At 41.8% G+C, this 19,141-nt stretch carries 18 protein-coding genes; 10 read left to right on the top strand and 8 right to left on the bottom strand.

What is annotated here, in order from left to right; translation table 11 throughout:
* Window positions 1-3: 3 nt before the first annotated feature.
* Window positions 4-1,164 (bottom strand): hypothetical protein, encoded by a 1,161-nt coding sequence (locus KKA81_00210; protein ID MBU2649329.1) that lies wholly within the window; start codon window positions 1,162-1,164, stop codon window positions 4-6.
* Window positions 1,165-1,454: 290 nt separating this feature from the next.
* Here KKA81_00210 and KKA81_00205 point away from each other — a divergent pair, with 290 nt between their 5' ends.
* From KKA81_00205 to KKA81_00185, 5 genes are all read left to right on the top strand, one after another.
* On the top strand, window positions 1,455-2,198 hold the full coding sequence (locus KKA81_00205; protein MBU2649328.1) for a helix-turn-helix domain-containing protein: 744 nt from the start codon (window positions 1,455-1,457) through the stop codon (window positions 2,196-2,198).
* Window positions 2,199-2,222: 24 nt separating this feature from the next.
* The gene (locus KKA81_00200; GenBank protein MBU2649327.1) at window positions 2,223-3,107 is read left to right on the top strand and encodes a class I SAM-dependent methyltransferase; all 885 of its coding nucleotides are present in this window, start codon (window positions 2,223-2,225) and stop codon (window positions 3,105-3,107) included.
* Between the two features lie 92 nt (window positions 3,108-3,199).
* On the top strand, window positions 3,200-5,536 hold the full coding sequence (locus KKA81_00195) for a PAS domain S-box protein (protein MBU2649326.1): 2,337 nt from the start codon (window positions 3,200-3,202) through the stop codon (window positions 5,534-5,536).
* A gap of 154 nt (window positions 5,537-5,690) precedes the next feature.
* Window positions 5,691-7,439, top strand: coding sequence for a PQQ-binding-like beta-propeller repeat protein (locus tag KKA81_00190; GenBank protein MBU2649325.1), 1,749 nt, complete (start codon window positions 5,691-5,693; stop codon window positions 7,437-7,439).
* A 152-nt stretch (window positions 7,440-7,591) separates the two neighbouring features.
* Entirely contained in the window at window positions 7,592-8,584 is a 993-nt protein-coding gene (locus KKA81_00185; protein ID MBU2649324.1) for a YhdH/YhfP family quinone oxidoreductase, read from the top strand.
* Here KKA81_00185 and KKA81_00180 read toward each other — a convergent pair.
* Complete coding sequence (locus KKA81_00180) at window positions 8,581-9,327, bottom strand: shikimate dehydrogenase (GenBank protein ID MBU2649323.1); 747 nt, start codon at window positions 9,325-9,327, stop codon at window positions 8,581-8,583. The genes KKA81_00185 and KKA81_00180 overlap by 4 nt on opposite strands.
* Entirely contained in the window at window positions 9,324-10,244 is a 921-nt protein-coding gene (locus KKA81_00175; protein MBU2649322.1) for a DUF368 domain-containing protein, read from the bottom strand. Before KKA81_00175 ends, KKA81_00180 begins: the two co-directional genes overlap by 4 nt.
* A 74-nt stretch (window positions 10,245-10,318) precedes the next feature.
* On the opposite strand from KKA81_00175, the gene KKA81_00170 reads away from it, so the two are divergent.
* Window positions 10,319-10,873, top strand: coding sequence for a hypothetical protein (locus tag KKA81_00170; GenBank protein MBU2649321.1), 555 nt, complete (start codon window positions 10,319-10,321; stop codon window positions 10,871-10,873).
* An 11-nt stretch (window positions 10,874-10,884) separates the two neighbouring features.
* Window positions 10,885-11,256: a GerW family sporulation protein gene (locus tag KKA81_00165; protein ID MBU2649320.1), complete on the top strand. Its 372-nt coding sequence runs from the start codon at window positions 10,885-10,887 to the stop codon at window positions 11,254-11,256.
* A gap of 52 nt (window positions 11,257-11,308) precedes the next feature.
* On the opposite strand, the gene KKA81_00160 is transcribed toward KKA81_00165, so the two are convergent.
* Window positions 11,309-12,712, bottom strand: a complete 1,404-nt coding sequence (locus KKA81_00160; protein MBU2649319.1) for a tetratricopeptide repeat protein — start codon at window positions 12,710-12,712, stop codon at window positions 11,309-11,311.
* Between the two features lie 120 nt (window positions 12,713-12,832).
* Between KKA81_00160 and glmM the strand changes: the two genes are divergently transcribed.
* Window positions 12,833-14,218 (top strand): phosphoglucosamine mutase, encoded by a 1,386-nt coding sequence (glmM, locus tag KKA81_00155; protein ID MBU2649318.1) that lies wholly within the window; start codon window positions 12,833-12,835, stop codon window positions 14,216-14,218.
* 43 nt (window positions 14,219-14,261) lie between these two features.
* Complete coding sequence (locus KKA81_00150; GenBank protein MBU2649317.1) at window positions 14,262-14,507, top strand: hypothetical protein; 246 nt, start codon at window positions 14,262-14,264, stop codon at window positions 14,505-14,507.
* Here the strand turns inward: KKA81_00150 and recR are convergent.
* Window positions 14,504-15,142: a recombination mediator RecR gene (recR, locus tag KKA81_00145; protein MBU2649316.1), complete on the bottom strand. Its 639-nt coding sequence runs from the start codon at window positions 15,140-15,142 to the stop codon at window positions 14,504-14,506. The genes KKA81_00150 and recR overlap by 4 nt on opposite strands.
* 104 nt (window positions 15,143-15,246) lie before the next feature.
* On the opposite strand from recR, the gene KKA81_00140 reads away from it, so the two are divergent.
* Window positions 15,247-15,969 (top strand): hypothetical protein, encoded by a 723-nt coding sequence (locus KKA81_00140; GenBank protein MBU2649315.1) that lies wholly within the window; start codon window positions 15,247-15,249, stop codon window positions 15,967-15,969.
* A gap of 22 nt (window positions 15,970-15,991) precedes the next feature.
* Here the strand turns inward: KKA81_00140 and KKA81_00135 are convergent, their stop codons facing one another.
* The 3 genes from KKA81_00135 to KKA81_00125 form a co-directional block, all read right to left on the bottom strand.
* The gene (locus KKA81_00135; protein MBU2649314.1) at window positions 15,992-17,359 is read right to left on the bottom strand and encodes an acetyl-CoA hydrolase; all 1,368 of its coding nucleotides are present in this window, start codon (window positions 17,357-17,359) and stop codon (window positions 15,992-15,994) included.
* 44 nt (window positions 17,360-17,403) lie between these two features.
* Window positions 17,404-18,042, bottom strand: coding sequence for an HAD family hydrolase (locus tag KKA81_00130; GenBank protein MBU2649313.1), 639 nt, complete (start codon window positions 18,040-18,042; stop codon window positions 17,404-17,406).
* A gap of 128 nt (window positions 18,043-18,170) precedes the next feature.
* Complete coding sequence (locus KKA81_00125) at window positions 18,171-19,139, bottom strand: YfiM family protein (protein ID MBU2649312.1); 969 nt, start codon at window positions 19,137-19,139, stop codon at window positions 18,171-18,173.
* Window positions 19,140-19,141: the final 2 nt, after the last annotated feature.

Here is a 19,141-nt window from a genome sequence, read left to right as displayed (position 1 = left end):
AATTTATTTCTGGTGGAAGTTCCAGTAAATTAAACGGTTTCCCATTGTAATCAAAATAATTTCATTACCTGGCAGGAAAACAAAAGCGGCCCTGCCATCGGTGCGAAGGAATTCTCCCTGGTCTTTTTCAAACATGCGTTGACTTAATGTGAAGCGCTCGTAAAACCTTCCTGTTTCATAATCATAGATATGAAGCTCCGGGAACGATGTATAAGTATTGACAGATCCGGCGGATATTATTCCAAAGTATTTTTTATCGGGACTTATCGCATAATCCGGGAGATGAGCTGATTTTGAGGTGAACCCTTTGCGGGTAGGTTCCCAGTTTTTCGCATTTACAACTTTGATGTTCCACTGCTTTTCACCTTTTGCAGCAGAATTGATGTCAGGATGGGATATCTGCAAAACAAATAGTTCATTGTGGTCTGGAGAAAAACTCATGTCGTATACCAGATCAAAAAAGTGATTGATTGATCCTTCCTTTTTCAGCGTTTCCAAATTATATAAAGAAATCTGGTTTTTATATCTGGAAGTAGCTTTAAGTGATTTTTTATCTTTTCCAAATGAGCCCGATTGTTTGAGTTCCTCTGCATTGGGGCTGTGGGCTATCAGTAGAGTTTTCCCGTCAGGGGAGAAGGTGGCAGCAAATCCTTCCTCTTCCAATGTTAAGGTTTTTAGTAACTTAAAATCCTTTAAGTCCCATAACGTTATTTCATTACCCTCCATCGTGAGTATCATGCTTTGGGCCGAACTTACCTTTACAATATTATATCCCTCGAATTTCTTCAGGATTTCTCCCGATTCACCATCCAGTAAATTGTAAACTGAGGGTCTGTCATAATTGGCGATTCCTGGATTGTAGTATAGCTTTTCAAGAATAATGTACTTCCCTTCAGGCGTATAATGCACTGCTGAACCGGCAGTCCAGGAATCGGTATTGGCAGTTTGTAAAGATTGCTCCGATTTCCAGTCGAAAAAGATAAGCGGAAAATCTCCCGTTCCGCTGAGAACAACAAATTGCCCATCAGGAGAAATGTCTACTCCTGAAGAAACAAGGTTGTTATTTTCACTAAACCTGATTTTTCGGTAATCGGTCTCATCGGCCTGGGAGAAAGAAATTTGCTGGAAAATCAATAGAAAGATAAGGGTGAAAAGTGGTTTCATCCGTTATTAGGGTTTATGTTATAATGGGCTTAACAATTTACAATGATTTTTGATTGATGTCAATAAAAAAAATGTTATATTGTTGAATAAATTGTAAAAAGTATAGGGAATGATAAATACCTGGATGCACCCTGCACCCTGCAACCTGTAACCTGGGGCTTAAATGCTTTTCCCAATGAAACAAACGGATAATGTCGGGTTAATGTCGCGTTAAATTCGTGCCAATGACCCCCTAAGTTCGTTGACAGTCTTTACGTTAATGTATATTCTTGTATTAAATTCAAAAGAAAATGGATCAACCGGAACTTGGACAATTGATTGCAAAGTTGAGGAAGGCCAAAGGTCTGACTCAGGAAGAACTTGTAGGCAGATGCAAACTTAGCGTCAGGACTCTTCAGCGTATTGAATCCGGTGAAGTTATGCCCAGGAGTTTTACCCTGAAAACTATTTTCCGTGAGCTGGATTATCAGGAAGATGAGACCATTGTAAAACATGCCGCCATTTATAGTAATGATAAACGTTCTGTGGATCCCTGGCTTTTGAGTTTACTGACTTTTACCAAGGATTTATTTAACTTAAAAACCAAACCCATGAGAAAAATTGCAATTTTGTCCCTGCCCATTGCAGCAGTATGCCTGTTGCTGGTTTTTGTTTGCCACAAAACTGAAGCACAAAATGCCGGTGATGTACAACAAACCATTGTCGAAAAAAATCAGAACTTTGTACGATGGTTTAATGAAGGGAAGATAGATTCTTTGCTGACTGTTTATCGAAAAGATGCTTGTCTGATAGCAGTTGGCTGCGGTCTTGCCACAATTGGGGAGTATTATGCATACCAGACAACGCAGTTTACATTCAATGAATTGAAAACGTTGTCGGTGAGTGTCTGCGATTCCATTGCAGTTGAGAAGGGAGCATGGATCATAAAGCTAAATGAGTCGGGCGAATTGCTCAGGGGAGAGTATCTGAGCGAATGGCGTCATTCCAATGGGCAGTGGTTGATGGTGAATGACATCGGGAGTGTGAAGTGGTAGCTTTTATTTAAACTTTAACAGGCTTTGAAAGATTTTAAGAAAGTAATCGATGAACAAATAATCTTTAATCAAGGGAAAAACTTCTTCCATGATGATTTTCCGCAAAACATGAAGTTTTGTGAAGATGTGGTTCAGGCCTTTGAACGAGTTGGGAGCCTCAGTGATGATGATGCCGGTAAACTGGTTGATTATGCTACCGAAAGGTCATTGACAGAATTTTGTCGTATTAATCAGTTTTTTTATTTCGGCAAAGAAGGCCGGGATAGATTAAGGTCAGTTTATCAATGGTTATACACCGAGTTGAAACGCGGGGATTTGCCAATTGAGAAAATTGCGGAAATACATTATGGTAATTTGAAAGATTGGATCCTTCATACAAATCTATTTGCCAAAAATCTATATCAGAATCGTGAGTCTTTATTGCAGCCCATCCCTGCTTCCGAATACAGTGCCGATTTTCAGTTAATGATACTCGGGATGGATGCCGATAGTCTGTTGGAACCTGTTTTGGATATTGGTTGTGGACAATCTGCTAACCTTGTCAATTTTTTAAGAAATGAAGGTGTTGAAGCCTATGGGATTGACCGTTTTGTTTATGATGACCAGTACTTAATCCAGGGGGATTGGCTGGATTATCATTTTAGGGCTGCATCCTGGGGCACGCTTATCAGCAACCTGGGCTTTTCTGTTCATTTTATTCATCACCATCTGAGAGAAGATGGTGAATACAAACTCTATGCAGACAAGTATATGCAAATCCTGAATTCGCTTGTTCCCGGAGGATCATTGTATTATGCCCCAGGATTACCTTTTATAGAATGCTTTCTCGATTCCGACAGATTTAATTTGCAGGTAAATCAAATATCCGGCTTTAACCTGACAAGAGTGAAAATTACAAGAATTCCCTAATGCCCGATTTTTCAGTAAAGGCATTTTATTTTTGGTACTTGTTTGGATATTAACTATATTGCGTATTGGTCCTTTACCCAATACTGCTATATATGGAAAATACGGGAAAATCCGCCCCGAGGAAGGAAAATGCTGATACAGATTCATTTATTTCGAAGGAAATTAAGGATTATAAGGGTATTTACGAGCATCTTTTCAAAACCACCTCCAATGCAGTTTACTTTTTAAACAATGAAGGAACCATTCTTGATGCAAATCCTGCAGCAGGAAAAATGCTAAGGCGAGCTCCGGAGGAAATCAGAGGAATGGAGATATCTGAAATTGATCCGGAATTTGATAAAGAAAAGTTTCTTTCCTTCTGGGATAAGCATGAACCTGGAAAATCCATCGTATTTGAATCCAGGCACCTCAGGAAAGATGGTAGTTTATTTCCCGTCGAAGTCATAGGAATGAATTTTCTTGTAAACGGGAAGGTCTATCTGTTTGGGATAGTTAGAGATTTGACCGCGGATAAGAAAAAAGATGCTGACTTGAAGGAAAGCAGGGACCTGTTCCGGAATGCATTTGAATATTCAGGAATAGGCATGGCACTGTCCGATGCTCAGGGTAATTATATCACTGTTAATAATGCTTTTGCCGAAATGTTTGGTTATTCCAGAGAAGAAATGATAGGCGTGAATTTTAAGGAAATAACCCATGAAGAAGATTTGCCGGGTAGTCTGGACAAACTGAAGGAAATGACCGGGGGCATGGTTGATGGTTACGAAATAATTAAAAGATACAGGCATAAGAATGGTAAAATCTTGTACGGCAGGTTGAATATGGCATTGTTGAGGGAAGACGACAACTCTATTAAGTATATGATTGCCCAGGTTCAGGATGTTACCGATCATTATATGGCCGATAAAGCCATGGAAGAAAGTGAAAAATTACTGAAAGAAGCACAGAATTTAGGTAATATAGGTAGCTGGAAGTGGGATGTTTTAAACGGTTCCCTGAAATGGTCGGATCAGCTATATAGTATGTGGGGATTTGACAGGCCAAAAGATCTGAGCTATGAGATGATTGAGGAACGGATCCATCCCGATGACCGGGACTACAATAATCAAAATGTTGCTAAAGCCTTGAAGGAGGATGATCATGTTGAGTATGAATTTAGAATCATCAAACCGGATGGTGAGATACGCAATATTTTGCAACGAATGATCGTAACCAGGGATAATAAAGGAAATACCAGGGAAGTCTTTGGCATTATGCAGGATATTTCAGACCGGGTTGCAATGGAAGAAGCTCTGAAAGAAAGTGACAGGCTTAAATCGGTTTTTCTTGCCAATATGAGCCACGAAATCAGAACCCCCATGAATGCAATCATCGGATTCTCTTCTCTGTTGGGTGATGCTTTCCCAAAGAATAGTAAAACCAATATGTATGTTCAGATAATCCAAAGTTCCGGTGAAAGATTGATGAGCTTGATTGATGATATCATTGATGTGTCAAAAATTGAACTCAACAAATTGAAGATTGAAAGAAAATCCTGCGATATTAACATGCTTATTCAGGAAGTGGTAATTCAGTTCAGGAATAATCCTCTTCTGAGAAACAAACCGGATTTGAAAATTATACAGTCAATCCCATCTTCAATGACAAATGTCTTGGTTAAAACCGATCCCTTACGATTGAAACAGATACTTGATAACCTGATGTCAAATGCCGTAAAACATACCGATAAAGGTTTTGTTGAGTTGGGATATGAAATGAAGGAAAGCCAGGGTTTTCCATATCTGGAATTCTTTGTCAGGGATACAGGAGTTGGCATTCCTGCAGATAGCCAGCCCTTTGTTTTCGACCGGTTCTATCAGGTGGAAAGTAATAAGTTCAAGGAAGGGACAGGTTTGGGGCTGAGTATATGCAAAGGACTGGTTGAACTGCTGGGAGGTAAAATCATGCTTGAATCCCGTGAAAATGAGGGGAGCAGGTTTTTCTTCACCATCCCTTTTGATCGGGATGAAGTTGTTAAGGAAAAAGAAAAACGGGAAAAGCCGAAGATGAAAACGATTGATCTTCAGGGAAAGCTGATTTATATAGCTGAAGATGACCTTTCTTCATTTCATTACCTGGAAGCCGTTCTGGATCATTCCGGGGCAAAATTGATTCATTGCATGAATGGACAGCTTTTGCTTGATCAAATCAACAAAATAATTCCTGATTTGATTTTACTGGATATCAATATGCCTGTTATGGATGGCTATGATTTTATGGCAGAATTAACTAAAAAGAATATATCGGTTCCCGTAATTGCTCTGACTGCATACGCTATGCCTGAAGAAAATGTGAAATGTGTTGATTCCGGGTGTGTGGGATATATCTCAAAACCGGCCAGGAAGGTTGATATTCTTGCTGAAATATATAATGTCTTGCATCCTGGTTAATAAACCAAGGCGATGAGGCAAAAAACTAAGAGTTGTCCTGAAGAATCCTGCAACCAATAACTTGAATCCTGAAGCATGCAACCTCCAACTTTTGTTTTTTCTTTATTCGCGATTTTTTTCTATGTTTGAATGTAAAGTACAATAAATCCAACCTATGAAAAGTGTTTTTTTTACAGTTTTTATTCTGTTATCTTTTGCAGTATTATCGCAGAACTGGAGTTCTGTCGGGGGCAATAATCAGCGCAATGGTGTTACGAAATATAATGCTCCTCTTATCCTGGATGATAATAAACTTTGGGAAGTTACTGACGCAAATTATTCTGTTTTCGGCAATGCCGTTTATTCCTGGAACGACAGGTTCATTACTACAAGGGTGAGATTTTCGCCTGTTTACTCCGGGGTGGTTGAATGCAGAAGCCTTTACACTGGTAGTCTTTTATGGGAGCAGGAACTGTATGAAACATCGATTCTTTACTGTGTCGGGATGAATGAAGATGCAGCTTATGTGCACGACTATTCTTCTGATACACTTTATGCCCTGAATATCACCGACGGGAGCGTCAAGTGGAGAGGAGAGATAAAATCACAATCATTTGGCGGAGCACATAATATTTTGTTTGCCTGCAATGGCGACCCTGTTTTGAACGGGCCTAACGGATATAATCCTTCCATGATCCGCTTGGATAAAGATGATGGAAGTCTGGTCTGGACGAATGAAAATTTTGTATCTATCATGCCTTCAGCGGATTATTGCCTATATAATGAAACTATTTACAAATGGGAGGGAACGATTACAACTGCTATTAAATTGTTAGCGGTGGATGCCCGCACAGGGGAGACTCTTTATTACAGCGATGCCCTACCCGGCGATGGCGACCAGGAAGGTCCGCTTACTGTTTCTCCTGATGGAACTATCTACGGACAGCGTGATGGGGGTGATTTGTTTGCCTTCCGGGACAACGGCTCGGGATTTGATATACTCTGGACTTACGCCCTTGTTTCAGGAGGTCCGGGAACCTATGGTAATATTGGTTTTGATGCGGAGAATAACCCCATCCTTACCGATAGCAACCGCGTTGTCAAGCTTAGTAAAAACAATGGAAGCATTCTGTTTTCGTCTCCTGCATTGCAGGCAGAACCTGTTGCAGATCATCGTATTACCGTCGATGCCTCAGGAAATATCATGGTTTCTAATGCTGAACCCGCCGGCGGCAGGTACTGGATGATCAGTCCGGATTTCCAGGAAATCATTTGGGAACTGCCGTTATCCTATAACTATTATTGCGGGCCTAATTTGAACCACGAAGGAATTATGGTTTTTACCAAAGTAGGTTATGGCATTGAGGCATACCAGGGTCTCGTGGATAATGGCCCGGTTGCTGATTTTGTTGCTTCAGAAAGAGTTATTTATGAAGGTGAAAGCGTGGATTTTACTAATCTTTCTTCTTTTACTCAAGATGCATGGAGTTGGGAATTTGATGGGGCAGACCCGTCTGTTTCTACCGTTCAGAATCCCACGGGTATTGAATATCATTATCCGGGTCTTTATAATGTGAGTCTTGCCGTGTCTGGTACTGATGGTTCTGATACCCTTATGAAAGAATGTTATATTGAAGTTATTCCGGCAGTAGGTTTCCCGGAAAGAGCGGAGAAAAGTGCTATAACTGTTTTCCCAAACCCCGTGAGGGATCAACTGGGAATCAGATTTGCACAGAATATCCCTATGGATTTTACCGTAACCTTGCTCGATCTATCAGGCCGTGAAGTGCTTAGTATAGAAAATATCAGTGGAAATCCGGTGAATTGGATAAGTTTGCCCGGTACGATATCCAACGGTTTGTTTTTCCTCAAGTTGGATGCCGAAGGACAATCTGCCCTGATTAAAGTACTTGTTGAAAGATAGCAACCTGTTGTTTCCTGAAGATCGTTTGTGATTGGCTTGCTGCAGGAGTATGGTATGATAGAACCTGCATGCAGTGAATTATTATTTTACATGATTGTGTATAAAATACTTTTGGGTTTCACGTCATTTATTACTTTTGATAAAAAAAAGAAATGGAAGACAAGAAATTCCGTGCCCTGATGGTCAGGGAACAGGATGGAGGGTTTGTCCGTAAGATTGAAGAACGCTCTATCAGTGAACTGCCGGACCACGAGGTACTTATCAGAGTTCTATTCTCCGGATTAAACTATAAAGATGCTCTTTCCGCCACAGGCAATAAAGGGGTTACGAGGACATATCCCTTTCAGCCGGGTATTGATGCTTCGGGCATTGTAGAAGCATCGAAAAGCCCTCTGTTCAATAAGGGAGATGAGGTGCTTGTAACAGGATATGATTTGGGAATGAATACTGATGGGGGATTCGGCGAATATATCCGTGTACCGGGAGATTGGGTCGTCCCTCGTCCCTCAGGCTTAACATTGCGTGAATGCATGATTTACGGCACCGCAGGCTTTACCGTCGCTCTCGGGGTGGATAAGATGCTTCGCATGGGACAGAAACCCGAGGATGGGGATATCCTGGTTACAGGAGCCTCCGGTGGGGTCGGGAGTATTGCTGTAGCTGTGTTGTCACGATTGGGTTTCAATGTTATTGCCGCCACAGGAAAGCAGGATGCACATGATTATCTGAAATCCCTGGGAGCTAAAAGGATTATTGACAGAGAGGAAGTAGATGACACCTCCGGTCGTTTGTTACTTAAACCCATGTGGGCAGGGGCTTACGACACAGTGGGCGGGAATATCCTGAATACCGTCCTGAGGGCATGTAAAGTCCACGGTAGCGTAGCTACTGCCGGTAATGCCCTGTCATTTAAGCTGGATACCACCGTCTTTCCTTTTATCCTCAATGGCGTTAACCTGCTGGGGGTCAATTCTGCAACCTGCCCTATGGATCACAGAAGAGAACTATGGGATAAGCTGGCCGGGAAATGGCGTATCAGCCATATGGATAAGATCGCTCAACCTATGAAACCGGAAGAACTTGATCATTATATCGATGAAATTATAAAGGGAAGAATTATGGGAAGAATGTTGCTGGAGTACTAAGCTTCCTGCCATATCCTCCAGGATTCAACTGCCTGAAGTAATAACATCTCCATCCCATTTTCCGTATGCGCTCCGGCTTCCTTGCCTTTTTTCAGGAATAAGGTTTCTGCCGGATTGTATATCAAATCGAAAAGAAAATGGTCTGTGTTCAGCCATTCATAAGCAATGGGTGGACAATTGCTGATCTCGGGAACCATACCCAGTGGTGTGGTGTTGATGATGATATTATATTTTTCAAGGATTTTCTTGTCTGTCTGCGAATAATGCAATTGTTCCTTATTGGCAGGATGCCTTGTGACAATCCGGGAAAAGATACTCATCTTATTCAAAACATACTGCACAGTGCGGGAAGAAGCTCCGGACCCCAGTACCAGGGCATGACCGCCTTCATTTTTATAAAAACCGGCAAACGATTTTTCAAATCCATAAGCATCGGTATTGAATCCCTTCAGGAATAAACCTGTTTTTTCCCGGTAAACTTTGACTGTATTGACGGCACCTGTTTGCAAGGCAATAGCATCCAGAGCATCCAGAAAGGGTATAACGGCTGTTTTAAAAGGCATGGTCACATTAAGACCTTCCAGTGAAGGGGTTTTCAGGAACAATTCACGGATACCTGAAACATCCTGCAAAGGGAAAAGATCATAAAAGGCGGAGATGTTTTCTTCGGAAAACTTTTCCTGGAACAAGGCTTTTGAAAAAGAATGATCCAGCGGATAGCCGGTCAGACCGTAAAGATTCATGAGGATTTCTTTTCCGCCAGTTTTTCTATGGCCCAGATAGAGGCAATGCCTGCAAGAATGATAGCAATAGCATACCAGAACTCCGGATTTATTTCCTGGGGCAGGTACCTGATATATCGGGCGATTACCGGCTCGCCGTCTTTTATTACCACCTGCCCGGCAATCTCAAGGTATTCCTTTCGTTGCCACGGCCAGAGTATACTCACCGAACCCAGAATGAATCCTGTGAGAATGGAAATGGTTTCATTTCGGTATTTCCTGAAAACCCAGGATAAAAAATGTGAGAATGCAATCAATCCTACTACAGCCCCGATCAAAACCGGTAAAAGTATGCTGAAATCACGGTCATTAATGGCATCTATGGCAACCAGTTTATAATTGCCCATAATGAACAACACAAACGATCCCGAGAGCCCCGGGAGGATCATACTGCAAATCGCAACAATGCCGCAGAGTACCAGGTAGTAAAAACTGTGGTTCTCAGTAGCCGGGTTTAAAACGGAAATAATGATGGCAATAGCGGTTCCGATAATGAAGGTTACGGCAACACTTGTGGTTAGTTTCTCAATCCTCTTTCCGACAAAATACACAGAGGCAAGCACCAGCCCAAAAAAATATGCCCAGATATACACAGGATAATTCGTGAAAAGGTAATCGAAAAGCCTTGCCAAAGTTAGAATTGCTATGACGACACCGAAAAAAATTGCCAGCAGGAAGTAAAGATCAATATACCTGGCGAAATCCCCAAACTTTCCCTTCAATAAGAACCTGAGAGCGGTGAAATTTATTGATTTAATGGCATTGATCAGACGCTCAAAAACCTGCGTGATGAGAGCTATGGTGCCACCGGAAACTCCGGGAATGATATTGGCTGCCCCCATGGCTATGCCTTTCAGTATAAGAACCAGATATTTCATTTTATAATTATGTCAGAAAGGTGCAAAATTAGCAAAAATGGAACTGGAACGGTATATTTATTAACTTTAAGGCCATGATGGCGATATGGGTGATCCTTTTATGTCTCTTGGCGTTTTTACTGCTCATTTTACTATTGCCTTTCACTATTTATGCAGATACTCAAGAGCAGAGATATTCCTTGTCGTGGCCTGTTCTTTTCAGGATGGTAGTTTATGGTAGCGAAAATGGTTACAGGGGAAAATTTTATGTGTTTTTTATCCCATTCAGGATGGATATTTCCCCAATGAAAATCAAGTATCCATCTCTAAAGTCTAAGGGAAAAAAGACTAAAGTGTTGTCTGAACCGCACACTCTGGCAAAAATCAGGATATATTACCGTTTTCTGAGAGCTTTGTGGTCTTCTTTCCGGTTGAAGCGTTTGGAGGCAACTTTTGACACCGGTGACTATGCTGTGAACGCCATCCTGGTTCCTTTGCTTACTTGTGTGAATGGTAAAAAGGTGAATGTATTTGTTAATTTTTCCGAGACCTGGGCTGTTTTGCTGAAAATCCGAAACAACCTGGGAAGGATTGCGTGGTTAGGTCTGTTATTATGGATAAGATTAAAATTTATTGATAAAAAATCATAGGAGGTATTACAATGTCGATTAATTATGACGAAACTTTTAACAAGGTACTGGAGCAATTGAATATGATGGTGAAGACCGAAACCGTTGTTGGAGAGCCTTTCCAACTCGGGGACTTCACATGTGTGCCGGTAATTAAAGTAGGACTCGGATTTGGTGGAGGAGGTACCATCGGTAAAGGATCGGGTGACTTAAAACTCTCGAAAGGAATGGGAGGTGGTGCCGGTGCCGGGGTTGGAATTACCCCCATTGGATTCCTGGTTTCCCGCGGGGATGAGATATCCTTTATCGCCTCCGACAAGAAAAAGGGACTTGACGCTATTTTTGAAAAAGTTCCCGACCTGGTTGAGAAGCTGATGGATATGAAAAAGAAGAAAGGGGAATGAAGGGATGCAGCCTGTAACTTGAAGCCTGTGCCGAGCGAAGCCGAGGCCCGGCTCACCCTTTATACTTCGTGATCAATTCGGCAACAACCGGATCGTGATTCATTTCCGGCAGGAAGTCAAGCATTTCCGGATATTTTACCGGGTCTGTTTGAAGGGCTTCTTCAAGTTTGATATAAGATTCTTTCAAAAGGCCGAGGCTGAAGAGATACGCTGCTTGCCGGTAAAGTATAGGTGATTCGGGATTATGCTGTACAATAAACCGGTCAAGTATCCGGATGGCTTCTTCCAGGTTTACGATTCTGGCTGTAAGCTCTGAATAATCCAGCCAGGCATCCTGGTTTGCAGGATCCAATTCAAGAACATGCTGATATGACTGGACCGCTTCTTCAGGAAGTTCAATTTTATCCTGGATTTCTGCGAGCATATACCAATATTCCGGGTTCATTTCATCCAGTTCAACAGCTTTTTTCATGTACTTTAGCGCATCCTGTGTTTTACCCAGTTCATCGCATGCCACTCCCAGTCCCATCCATGCATCCGGAAGGTCGTAATCTTCTTCAAGGGCTTTGTGATAATAAGTTATTGCCTGTTGATAGTCCTCAAGTTTTTCAAAGCATTCACCGATATAATAATAGGTTATGGCTTCGGGATCTTCCAGGTTAAGGGTTTCCTTGTAGGTTTCAATAGCTTCGGTAAATAATCCAAGGTTAGCCTGGGCATTGGCTTTGTTGAAATATGCAGCGGCAAGGTTCTCGTCAATAGCAATCGCATAATCGTAAGCTTCAATGGCCTTTTCGAAATAATCGAAGTTGTTGTATAATACCCCCAGGTTAAACCATGCTGCTTTTGAATACGGGTATTTATCGATAAAATCCAGGAGAAAATCAATGCCGGATGATACCTTTTTCGTCATTTCATAACAAAAGGATATCTCGTAAAGTGCCGATTCATTATCGGGATTGAGATTAAGCACCTTTCTGAGGTATTCTATCGCTTTCTCGTAATTACCCATGTTTTCGTACTCGAAAGCAATATTGGTGTATATCTCGTCAATATCATCAGAATCGTTGATGGCTTTGTTATACTCTTCAATGGCTTTGTTGTAATGCTTCATCTGGCTGTAGATGGAGCCTTTCGTGATGAATATATCAGCATTGGAAGGCTCTATTTTTTCTATTTCAGTAAGCAATTCAAGGGCTTTTTCTGCCTGGTTGGCATTGATATATAATCTGGCCTGTTTCAGCAGGAAGTTGATACCGGAAGGATGTTGGTTCATGGCCATTGTTATGGCTTCCTGGCATTGATCCAGCATTAGGTTGTCGAGAAAGTAATCAATCATGACATCAAATTCATCCACATCGAAAAAATATTCTTTCCCGGATTTTTTCATCTCCTCAAATCGTCTCACAATGCTGCCAGGATCGAGTTCATCCTGATAATCGAAGTTTTCGCTCATTCAGTGTTTTCTGTAGTACGCTGCAAAATTAAACAAATATACATCAATTAGTGTCAATTATTTTCTCGGGTGTTATTTACTCCCTTTCAAAAGGCGTATCTTTGGCGGAAAATTTCGCTTATGACACTGATCACATCCATTTCCGGTATCCGTGGAACTATTGGAGGGATACCCGGGGAGGGTCTTACCCCGCTCGACATAGTCAGATTTACTACTGCGTTTGCAGGGTTTATATCCCAGGCGCACCCCGGTCAGCGATTAAAGGTCGTAATCGGCCGTGATGCAAGGGTTTCAGGTCCAATGGTATCCCATCTTGTTACAGGAACCCTTTTGGGTAAAGGTGTTGACGTGGTTGATGTGGGTTTGTCTACCACCCCTACAGTTGAAATGATGGTTACTCATTTTTCCGCCCAGGGAGGGATTATCATCACGGCTAGTCATAACCCCGGTCAGTGGAATGCGCTTAAACTTCTCAACCATAAGGGAGAATTTCTATCTGCTGTGGATGGACAGAAAATCCTGGAACTGTCTGAATCACCTGGAAATGTGTATTCAGAGGTTCAACAATTGGGAAGTTATTCCTTTTTTCAGGATGCTATTGATTTGCATATAGCAAAAATTCTTGAACTTCCTCTCGTCGACGTCGAAGCCATCAGATCAGCCAATCTCACAGTGGCAGTGGATGCCGTAAATTCAACAGGTGGTATTTCCGTATTGCCTTTACTCGGGCGATTGGGTGTGCAAAATATCATCCCGTTGTACTGTGAACCCACAGGACATTTCCCTCATAATCCGGAGCCACTTCCAGCCAATCTAACTGAAATAGCCTCCCTTGTCAGGGAAAAGAAAGCACATTTAGGATTTGTTGTCGATCCGGATGTTGACAGGCTGGCTATCATTACAGAAAAGGGAGAGATGTTTGGCGAGGAATATACACTGGTAGCTGTTGCCGATTACATTCTGAAAAACAAGGCTGGATACACGGTATCTAATCTTTCCTCAACCCGTGCACTGCAAGATTTGACGGAAAGTTATGGAGGAAGCTATTTTGCCTCGGCTGTCGGTGAAGTAAATGTAGTGGAGATGATGAAGAAGCATCATGCTGTGATTGGCGGAGAAGGCAACGGAGGGGTAATATATCCTGATCTTCATTACGGTAGGGATGCTTTGGCAGGCATTGCCCTTTTCCTGACCCATATGGTTAAATCCGGATTGAAGTGCTCTGAAGTCCGCTCCCTTTATCCTGATTTTTACATTTCAAAAAACAAAATTGAGCTAAAGCAGGGGATCAATGTCGATAGCATCCTGGGGAAAATATCTGAACGATATGCAGAATACCCTTTGAATAAAGCTGATGGCATCAGGATTGACTTTCCCGAAGGGTGGGTGCATCTGAGAAAATCCAATACAGAACCCATTATCCGTATTTATTCGGAGTCCGGAAATGAAGAAACTGCCGTTTCTCTTGCCGGTAAATTATTAAAAGATATCAACAATTTGATGTAAAAATATCTTCATTTCCTATTTTAGACAGCCTTAAAAGGCAATCATGGGAGAACATAAAAGAAAGAAGAAAAGAAGGAAGATCCGCTATAAAAAAGTGGAGATAAAATTATCTTCCCGTCAGGTTCGTTCCCTGGAGAACTATTGCAAAGCCAGGAAAATAACTCCTAACAAACTTATTCGCAAAGTCTTGAAGCCGTATTTACATGCATATGTCCAGGGAATTCCGGAAGGAAATTATGCTACCCCGAATCAGCTGAATCTCTTTAAGGAAGGGGACGAAAAGGACTAAATGGATTTTTTGTTAGCTGTACCTGGTTCCTTGAAGGGAGTACGGTTGTCGATGCTCCGGCCCAGAGTGACTTCGTCGGTGTATTCAAGTTCGTCTCCAATGGCAATCCCTCTCGCGATTACACTTATCACAACACCTGAATTCTGCAATTTGCGATAAATATAGAAGTTCGTTGTGTCTCCTTCAAGAGTTGTGGGCAAAGCCAGGATCACTTCCCGAATATTTTCTGCGGGCACCCTTGTGAAAAGGGATTCCAGCGTAAGGTTTTCCGGGCGCACTCCTTCCATGGGGGAGATTATTCCGTTCAATACATGATATAGCCCTTTGTAATGCTGGGTTGCTTCAATAGCCATAACATCCCTGATGTCTTCCACAATACAAAGCAAACTTTTATCACGGCGATCATCCTGGCATATTTCACATATTTCATCGTCGGAGATGCTATGGCAGCGACTGCAAAACCGGATTTCCCTGCGCATCCTGATGATGGCATCGGAGAAAGATTCTACCTCACTTTCTTCCAAACGGAGAAGAAAAAGGGCAAGCCTCAGGGCTGTTTTGCGACCGATACCCGGTAAACGGCTAATCTCATTTACCGCATTTTCCAGTAATCTTGAAGAATATGCGTTCACAATCAGTGATAATTTATATTTTTGATCCACAAAAATAAGTTAAAAGGCTTTCATGGGAATCTTTGGGATAGAATTCCCATTTAGCCTGGATCTAATATATTCTGACAATGAGGATTTTATTTATAACATATTGCCTGTTTTTTTTCCTGCCTTCCTTATTCTTTGGACAGGAATTGCTTAATATTAAAGGTAATGAAGTAGATAGCCTGGGACGCAGGCAGGGTTTATGGAAGGTCTATGATGTAAGTGGAAAGCTGAAATTTGAAGGTTATTTCAAAGATAATATTCCCTACGGGGAGTTGAAATATTATTACCCAAACGGTAAAATCAAAGCTGTCTCAAAGGTTTATGATGACGGTAGGAGGGCACGCACCAAAATTTTTCATCAAAACGGAATGTTAATGGCGACAGGTAATTATCTGAATGAACAGAAAGACAGTATCTGGACCTATTACAGCGAATTTGACGGGATACGTCTTTCGGAGGAGATTTATGAGAATACGATAAAAACAGGAATATGGAGGACTTTTTACCCCGATGGAAAGGTGGCTGAGGAATATACATACAAGGATGGGGTGAAGAACGGACCCTGGCACCAGTATTTTACAGACGGGTCAACGAAATTGGAAGCCAACTATTTAAATGGTGAACTGCAAGGCATGATCATTATCAAGCATCTGAACGGTTTTGTGAATGTTTCCGGCACATATAAGGATAATTTCCAGGATGGTATCTGGATGTATTTCAACGATAAAGGTGAAAATACCAAGAAAGAGATTTATTCAGAAGGCCAGCTGATCAGCCGGGAAATATACAAGGATGAAGAATGATTGAGTATTCAGTGTTTTGCCATTATCCGTGGTTTTTAATCGCCTCATAGGAAACAAATCCCTTTGCCTTGCTGCTTAACAGAGCTCCCCGGGGTTTGTTAAAAACTTTGCTTTCAAAAATATTTTTCAACAGGCTATCTCTTATTTCGGGTGAAGAAAGATGGGCAATACCAATGGCATGTTCGGCAATGGTTAGTCCGCGTGGATTGAATGCTCCGTTCTCAGTTACAATTACAACCGGATCTGCCGCAATGGCAGTTGTAGTAATTCCTTCGGGGCATTTATCAACAATTTTAGAAACCCCGTTATCTGTTGTGGACTTCATCGCGATGATGGGTACGCCTCCATGCGAGAGGTAAGAGCCTCTGAGAAAGTCGGCCTGTCCGCCTATACCACTATATATCTGCCGGGCATGCAGAGAGTCGGCCCAGATATTTCCATGAAGGTCAGCGCCAATGGCCGCATTAATAGCAGTCATTTTAGGTTGTGCGGCTATATTGCGAATGTTGTTGGTCTGATCCGAAGGGCGGCTTTGAATGGAACTGTTAAAATGCATCCATTGATAACCTTCTTTTGAGCCGCTAAGGAAAATTGATGCAGTTGAGAATTTGTTTTCAAGGTAATGGTTGGTTACTATGCCTTTGTCGATCATGATCCTCATTGAATCTGCAAGTAACTCGGTGTATATTCCCAGGTTCTTCACTCCTTTTTTTATAATGGCATTGGTTACGGCTTCCGGGACTTCACCAATCCCGTATTGCAGAGTCGACCCATCATGGATATATAATTCCGCTATGATTTCACCTATGCGATTAGCCCTTTCATCCGGTTCATGGACAGGACTGTGGGGCAATTCATAGTCGACATCAACCATTATATCTATTTCGCTTTCATGCAGGGTTGTTCCTAAAATAAATGGCATTTGCTTGTTTCTCTCCGCAATAACAAGCCCATTATTCGCTTTGGCTGAATCAACCGCGGCTTTAGTACCCTCAATAGTAGTACCGTAACTATAATTTCCCCCGTTATCCGGTCCGCTGACCTGGAGGAAAACAACATTGGGTTTAATGTAATTTCTCAGTTGATGCGGAATGTCGCTCAGGTGAATTAACTGGTATGCAGCCCATCCACTGTTCATAGCGACTCTTGAGTGAGGCCCGTTAAAAATGATCCTGTGCCGGATCCTTTTACAGGTTTCTTCTGAAAATAATTCAGCTATATCTCCCAACAAAAGTACATGAAGCGTATCGGCCTGCTCAATGGAAGTATCAACGGCAAGCTGACGACATAGCATTTGTGGGGTTGCTGCATTTCCCTGAATGTATATTATGCTGCCCGGACGTATTGTGCCGGGATTAACGGCTTCTGCGACACTCTTTACCAGTTTCATATGTCACTTATTTAGTTCGTTAAAATTGACCGAATTTAAGCAAATTATAGTATCATTTTCAATTCGCTTAAATTTTTAATTACTCTTCTTCCGGTTTGTTTAAGCCTTTCGTTAGATTGATGTCCGTTTGATACCAGGATGGCTTCACATCCTGTTTCCAATGCCACTTCATGATCGTGTATCGTGTCACCTATAAAAATCACTTCTTCCGGCAGATAACCGCTTGCCTGCATCAGGATGGAAGCCTGGTCAGCTTTACCATTGCCAAAATGATCCCCGATACCTTGTATATATGTAAAGTAATCTTGTATATCATGCATCCCTATGGTTTCTTCCAGGAAATCATGTTGCATCGCCGATAATATTGCCTGTGGAAATCCCTGTTTTCGAAAATATTCCAGGATGTATCTGGCATCAGTCTGCAAACCGGCATTTTGAATTCTCCTACGGTAAAGGTCTATAAATTGAAGAGCAGGAGTATCAAAGGGTTCCTTGGAAAAATCAAACCCTGCCGCCTCATAATATTCTTTAACCGGGAAAGTGAAAATAGACCGGTATTGCTCAAAATTGATCAAAGGCTTGTTCCTGTTGGTAAGAAGAATATTCATACAATCAATGCAAACCCGGGTATCGTCCAATAGGGTTCCATTCCAGTCCCAGATGATCATTTTAAAGTTGCTCATAATTATGATGCTGTGTTCGTGATGTTGCAAGCGACAAGTGACAAGTGACAAGTGTCAAGTGACAAGTTACAGGTTGCAGCCTGCAGCTTGAAGCTTGTAACTTGTCGCCTGCTTTTTTTTCGTTCTCATCAAAAATAAACCCAATGAAAAACAAAGTTGTTTTCCTTATTGTATTCCAGTGTTGGTAATGGAATCTTAATAAAACCGATAAGGGTAAAAACAACTTTCAGGAAGTTTGATTTTACCTTTATACGTGTAAGGTCGATGTCGGGCGAGAGATAAAATTGGCGGTATCTCTCACTTGGTGGAATTGGTGTACCGTCAATGGATACTGGGTTCGAACCGGCACCGGTCATTCCTTCTGCCCCATATCCGAAAGCAATATTTAGCCAGGATGGGAAGCGGGAATCGCGCCGGATGAATGACTTTATATTTGCTGATAACCAGAAAGTCTGCCCGTTATAATCTTTAATGGCCTGCTGTAAAGTGTTTTTCCCCAGTAATTCCGGATTATAATCAGCATATTCGGATGGGTGGAAAGAATATTTAAGAGTAAACCGCTGGTCTTTCCATAATAATTGCTGGGAAACAAAAAGCAGAGCTCCGCTTGTATTGGCAATGATATCGCCGGTAGATGCCCCCCATTCCTTTGAAAACCCGTCGAAAACCTCTATCGTGGTCACGAACAAAAGCCCACTGGCTCCACCGTACCAGACCGCCTTTTTATCTTTTACCCCTGCCCATCTCAGGGCGTTGTAATTAATGCGCCCAAGGTAATAAGCTGTTGTAGCGTGTCCTGCCTTATCCATTAAAAGCCATTCCTGATTGTCGTTGATGAAATGAAAAGAAGAAGATGGGTAATTTTTATACCATAACTGATATAATCCAGCCATAGTAGCTGAATAAGCTATTGTTTCGGTAATGATTAACCCGGTAAGTCTTTTTTTATTTAGTGTGTCGGGGTAGAAGTTGTGCAAATGCTGAGTAAAGGCAACGTGTTGAAAAATCAGCAGTACTCCTGCAAACCAAAAAGCCTTGTATCCACAGCACTTTCTATGCGGTTTAAGGCAGGGCTCAGGGGTCCAGGTGTTTTCCATGA

It is taken from the genome of Bacteroidota bacterium (genome assembly GCA_018831055.1).
Taxonomy (GTDB): domain Bacteria; phylum Bacteroidota; class Bacteroidia; order Bacteroidales; family B18-G4; genus M55B132.
The sequence above is the reverse complement of the archived record's forward strand: the minus strand, read 5'-3'. Positions and strand labels throughout refer to the sequence as shown.

Coding starts and splice junctions, on each gene's coding strand:
- KKA81_00130 (MBU2649313.1), bottom strand. CDS start 18,042: ATGAGCAACTTTAAAATGATCATCTGGGACTGGAATGGAACCCTATTG.
- KKA81_00150 (MBU2649317.1), top strand. CDS start 14,262: ATGGGAGAACATAAAAGAAAGAAGAAAAGAAGGAAGATCCGCTATAAA.
- KKA81_00170 (MBU2649321.1), top strand. CDS start 10,319: ATGATGGCGATATGGGTGATCCTTTTATGTCTCTTGGCGTTTTTACTG.
- KKA81_00210 (MBU2649329.1), bottom strand. CDS start 1,164: ATGAAACCACTTTTCACCCTTATCTTTCTATTGATTTTCCAGCAAATT.
- KKA81_00185 (MBU2649324.1), top strand. CDS start 7,592: ATGGAAGACAAGAAATTCCGTGCCCTGATGGTCAGGGAACAGGATGGA.
- KKA81_00165 (MBU2649320.1), top strand. CDS start 10,885: ATGTCGATTAATTATGACGAAACTTTTAACAAGGTACTGGAGCAATTG.
- KKA81_00205 (MBU2649328.1), top strand. CDS start 1,455: ATGGATCAACCGGAACTTGGACAATTGATTGCAAAGTTGAGGAAGGCC.
- KKA81_00125 (MBU2649312.1), bottom strand. CDS start 19,139: ATGGAAAACACCTGGACCCCTGAGCCCTGCCTTAAACCGCATAGAAAG.
- glmM (MBU2649318.1), top strand. CDS start 12,833: ATGACACTGATCACATCCATTTCCGGTATCCGTGGAACTATTGGAGGG.
- KKA81_00195 (MBU2649326.1), top strand. CDS start 3,200: ATGGAAAATACGGGAAAATCCGCCCCGAGGAAGGAAAATGCTGATACA.
- KKA81_00190 (MBU2649325.1), top strand. CDS start 5,691: ATGAAAAGTGTTTTTTTTACAGTTTTTATTCTGTTATCTTTTGCAGTA.
- KKA81_00175 (MBU2649322.1), bottom strand. CDS start 10,244: ATGAAATATCTGGTTCTTATACTGAAAGGCATAGCCATGGGGGCAGCC.
- KKA81_00140 (MBU2649315.1), top strand. CDS start 15,247: ATGAGGATTTTATTTATAACATATTGCCTGTTTTTTTTCCTGCCTTCC.
- KKA81_00160 (MBU2649319.1), bottom strand. CDS start 12,712: ATGAGCGAAAACTTCGATTATCAGGATGAACTCGATCCTGGCAGCATT.
- KKA81_00180 (MBU2649323.1), bottom strand. CDS start 9,327: ATGAATCTTTACGGTCTGACCGGCTATCCGCTGGATCATTCTTTTTCA.
- KKA81_00135 (MBU2649314.1), bottom strand. CDS start 17,359: ATGAAACTGGTAAAGAGTGTCGCAGAAGCCGTTAATCCCGGCACAATA.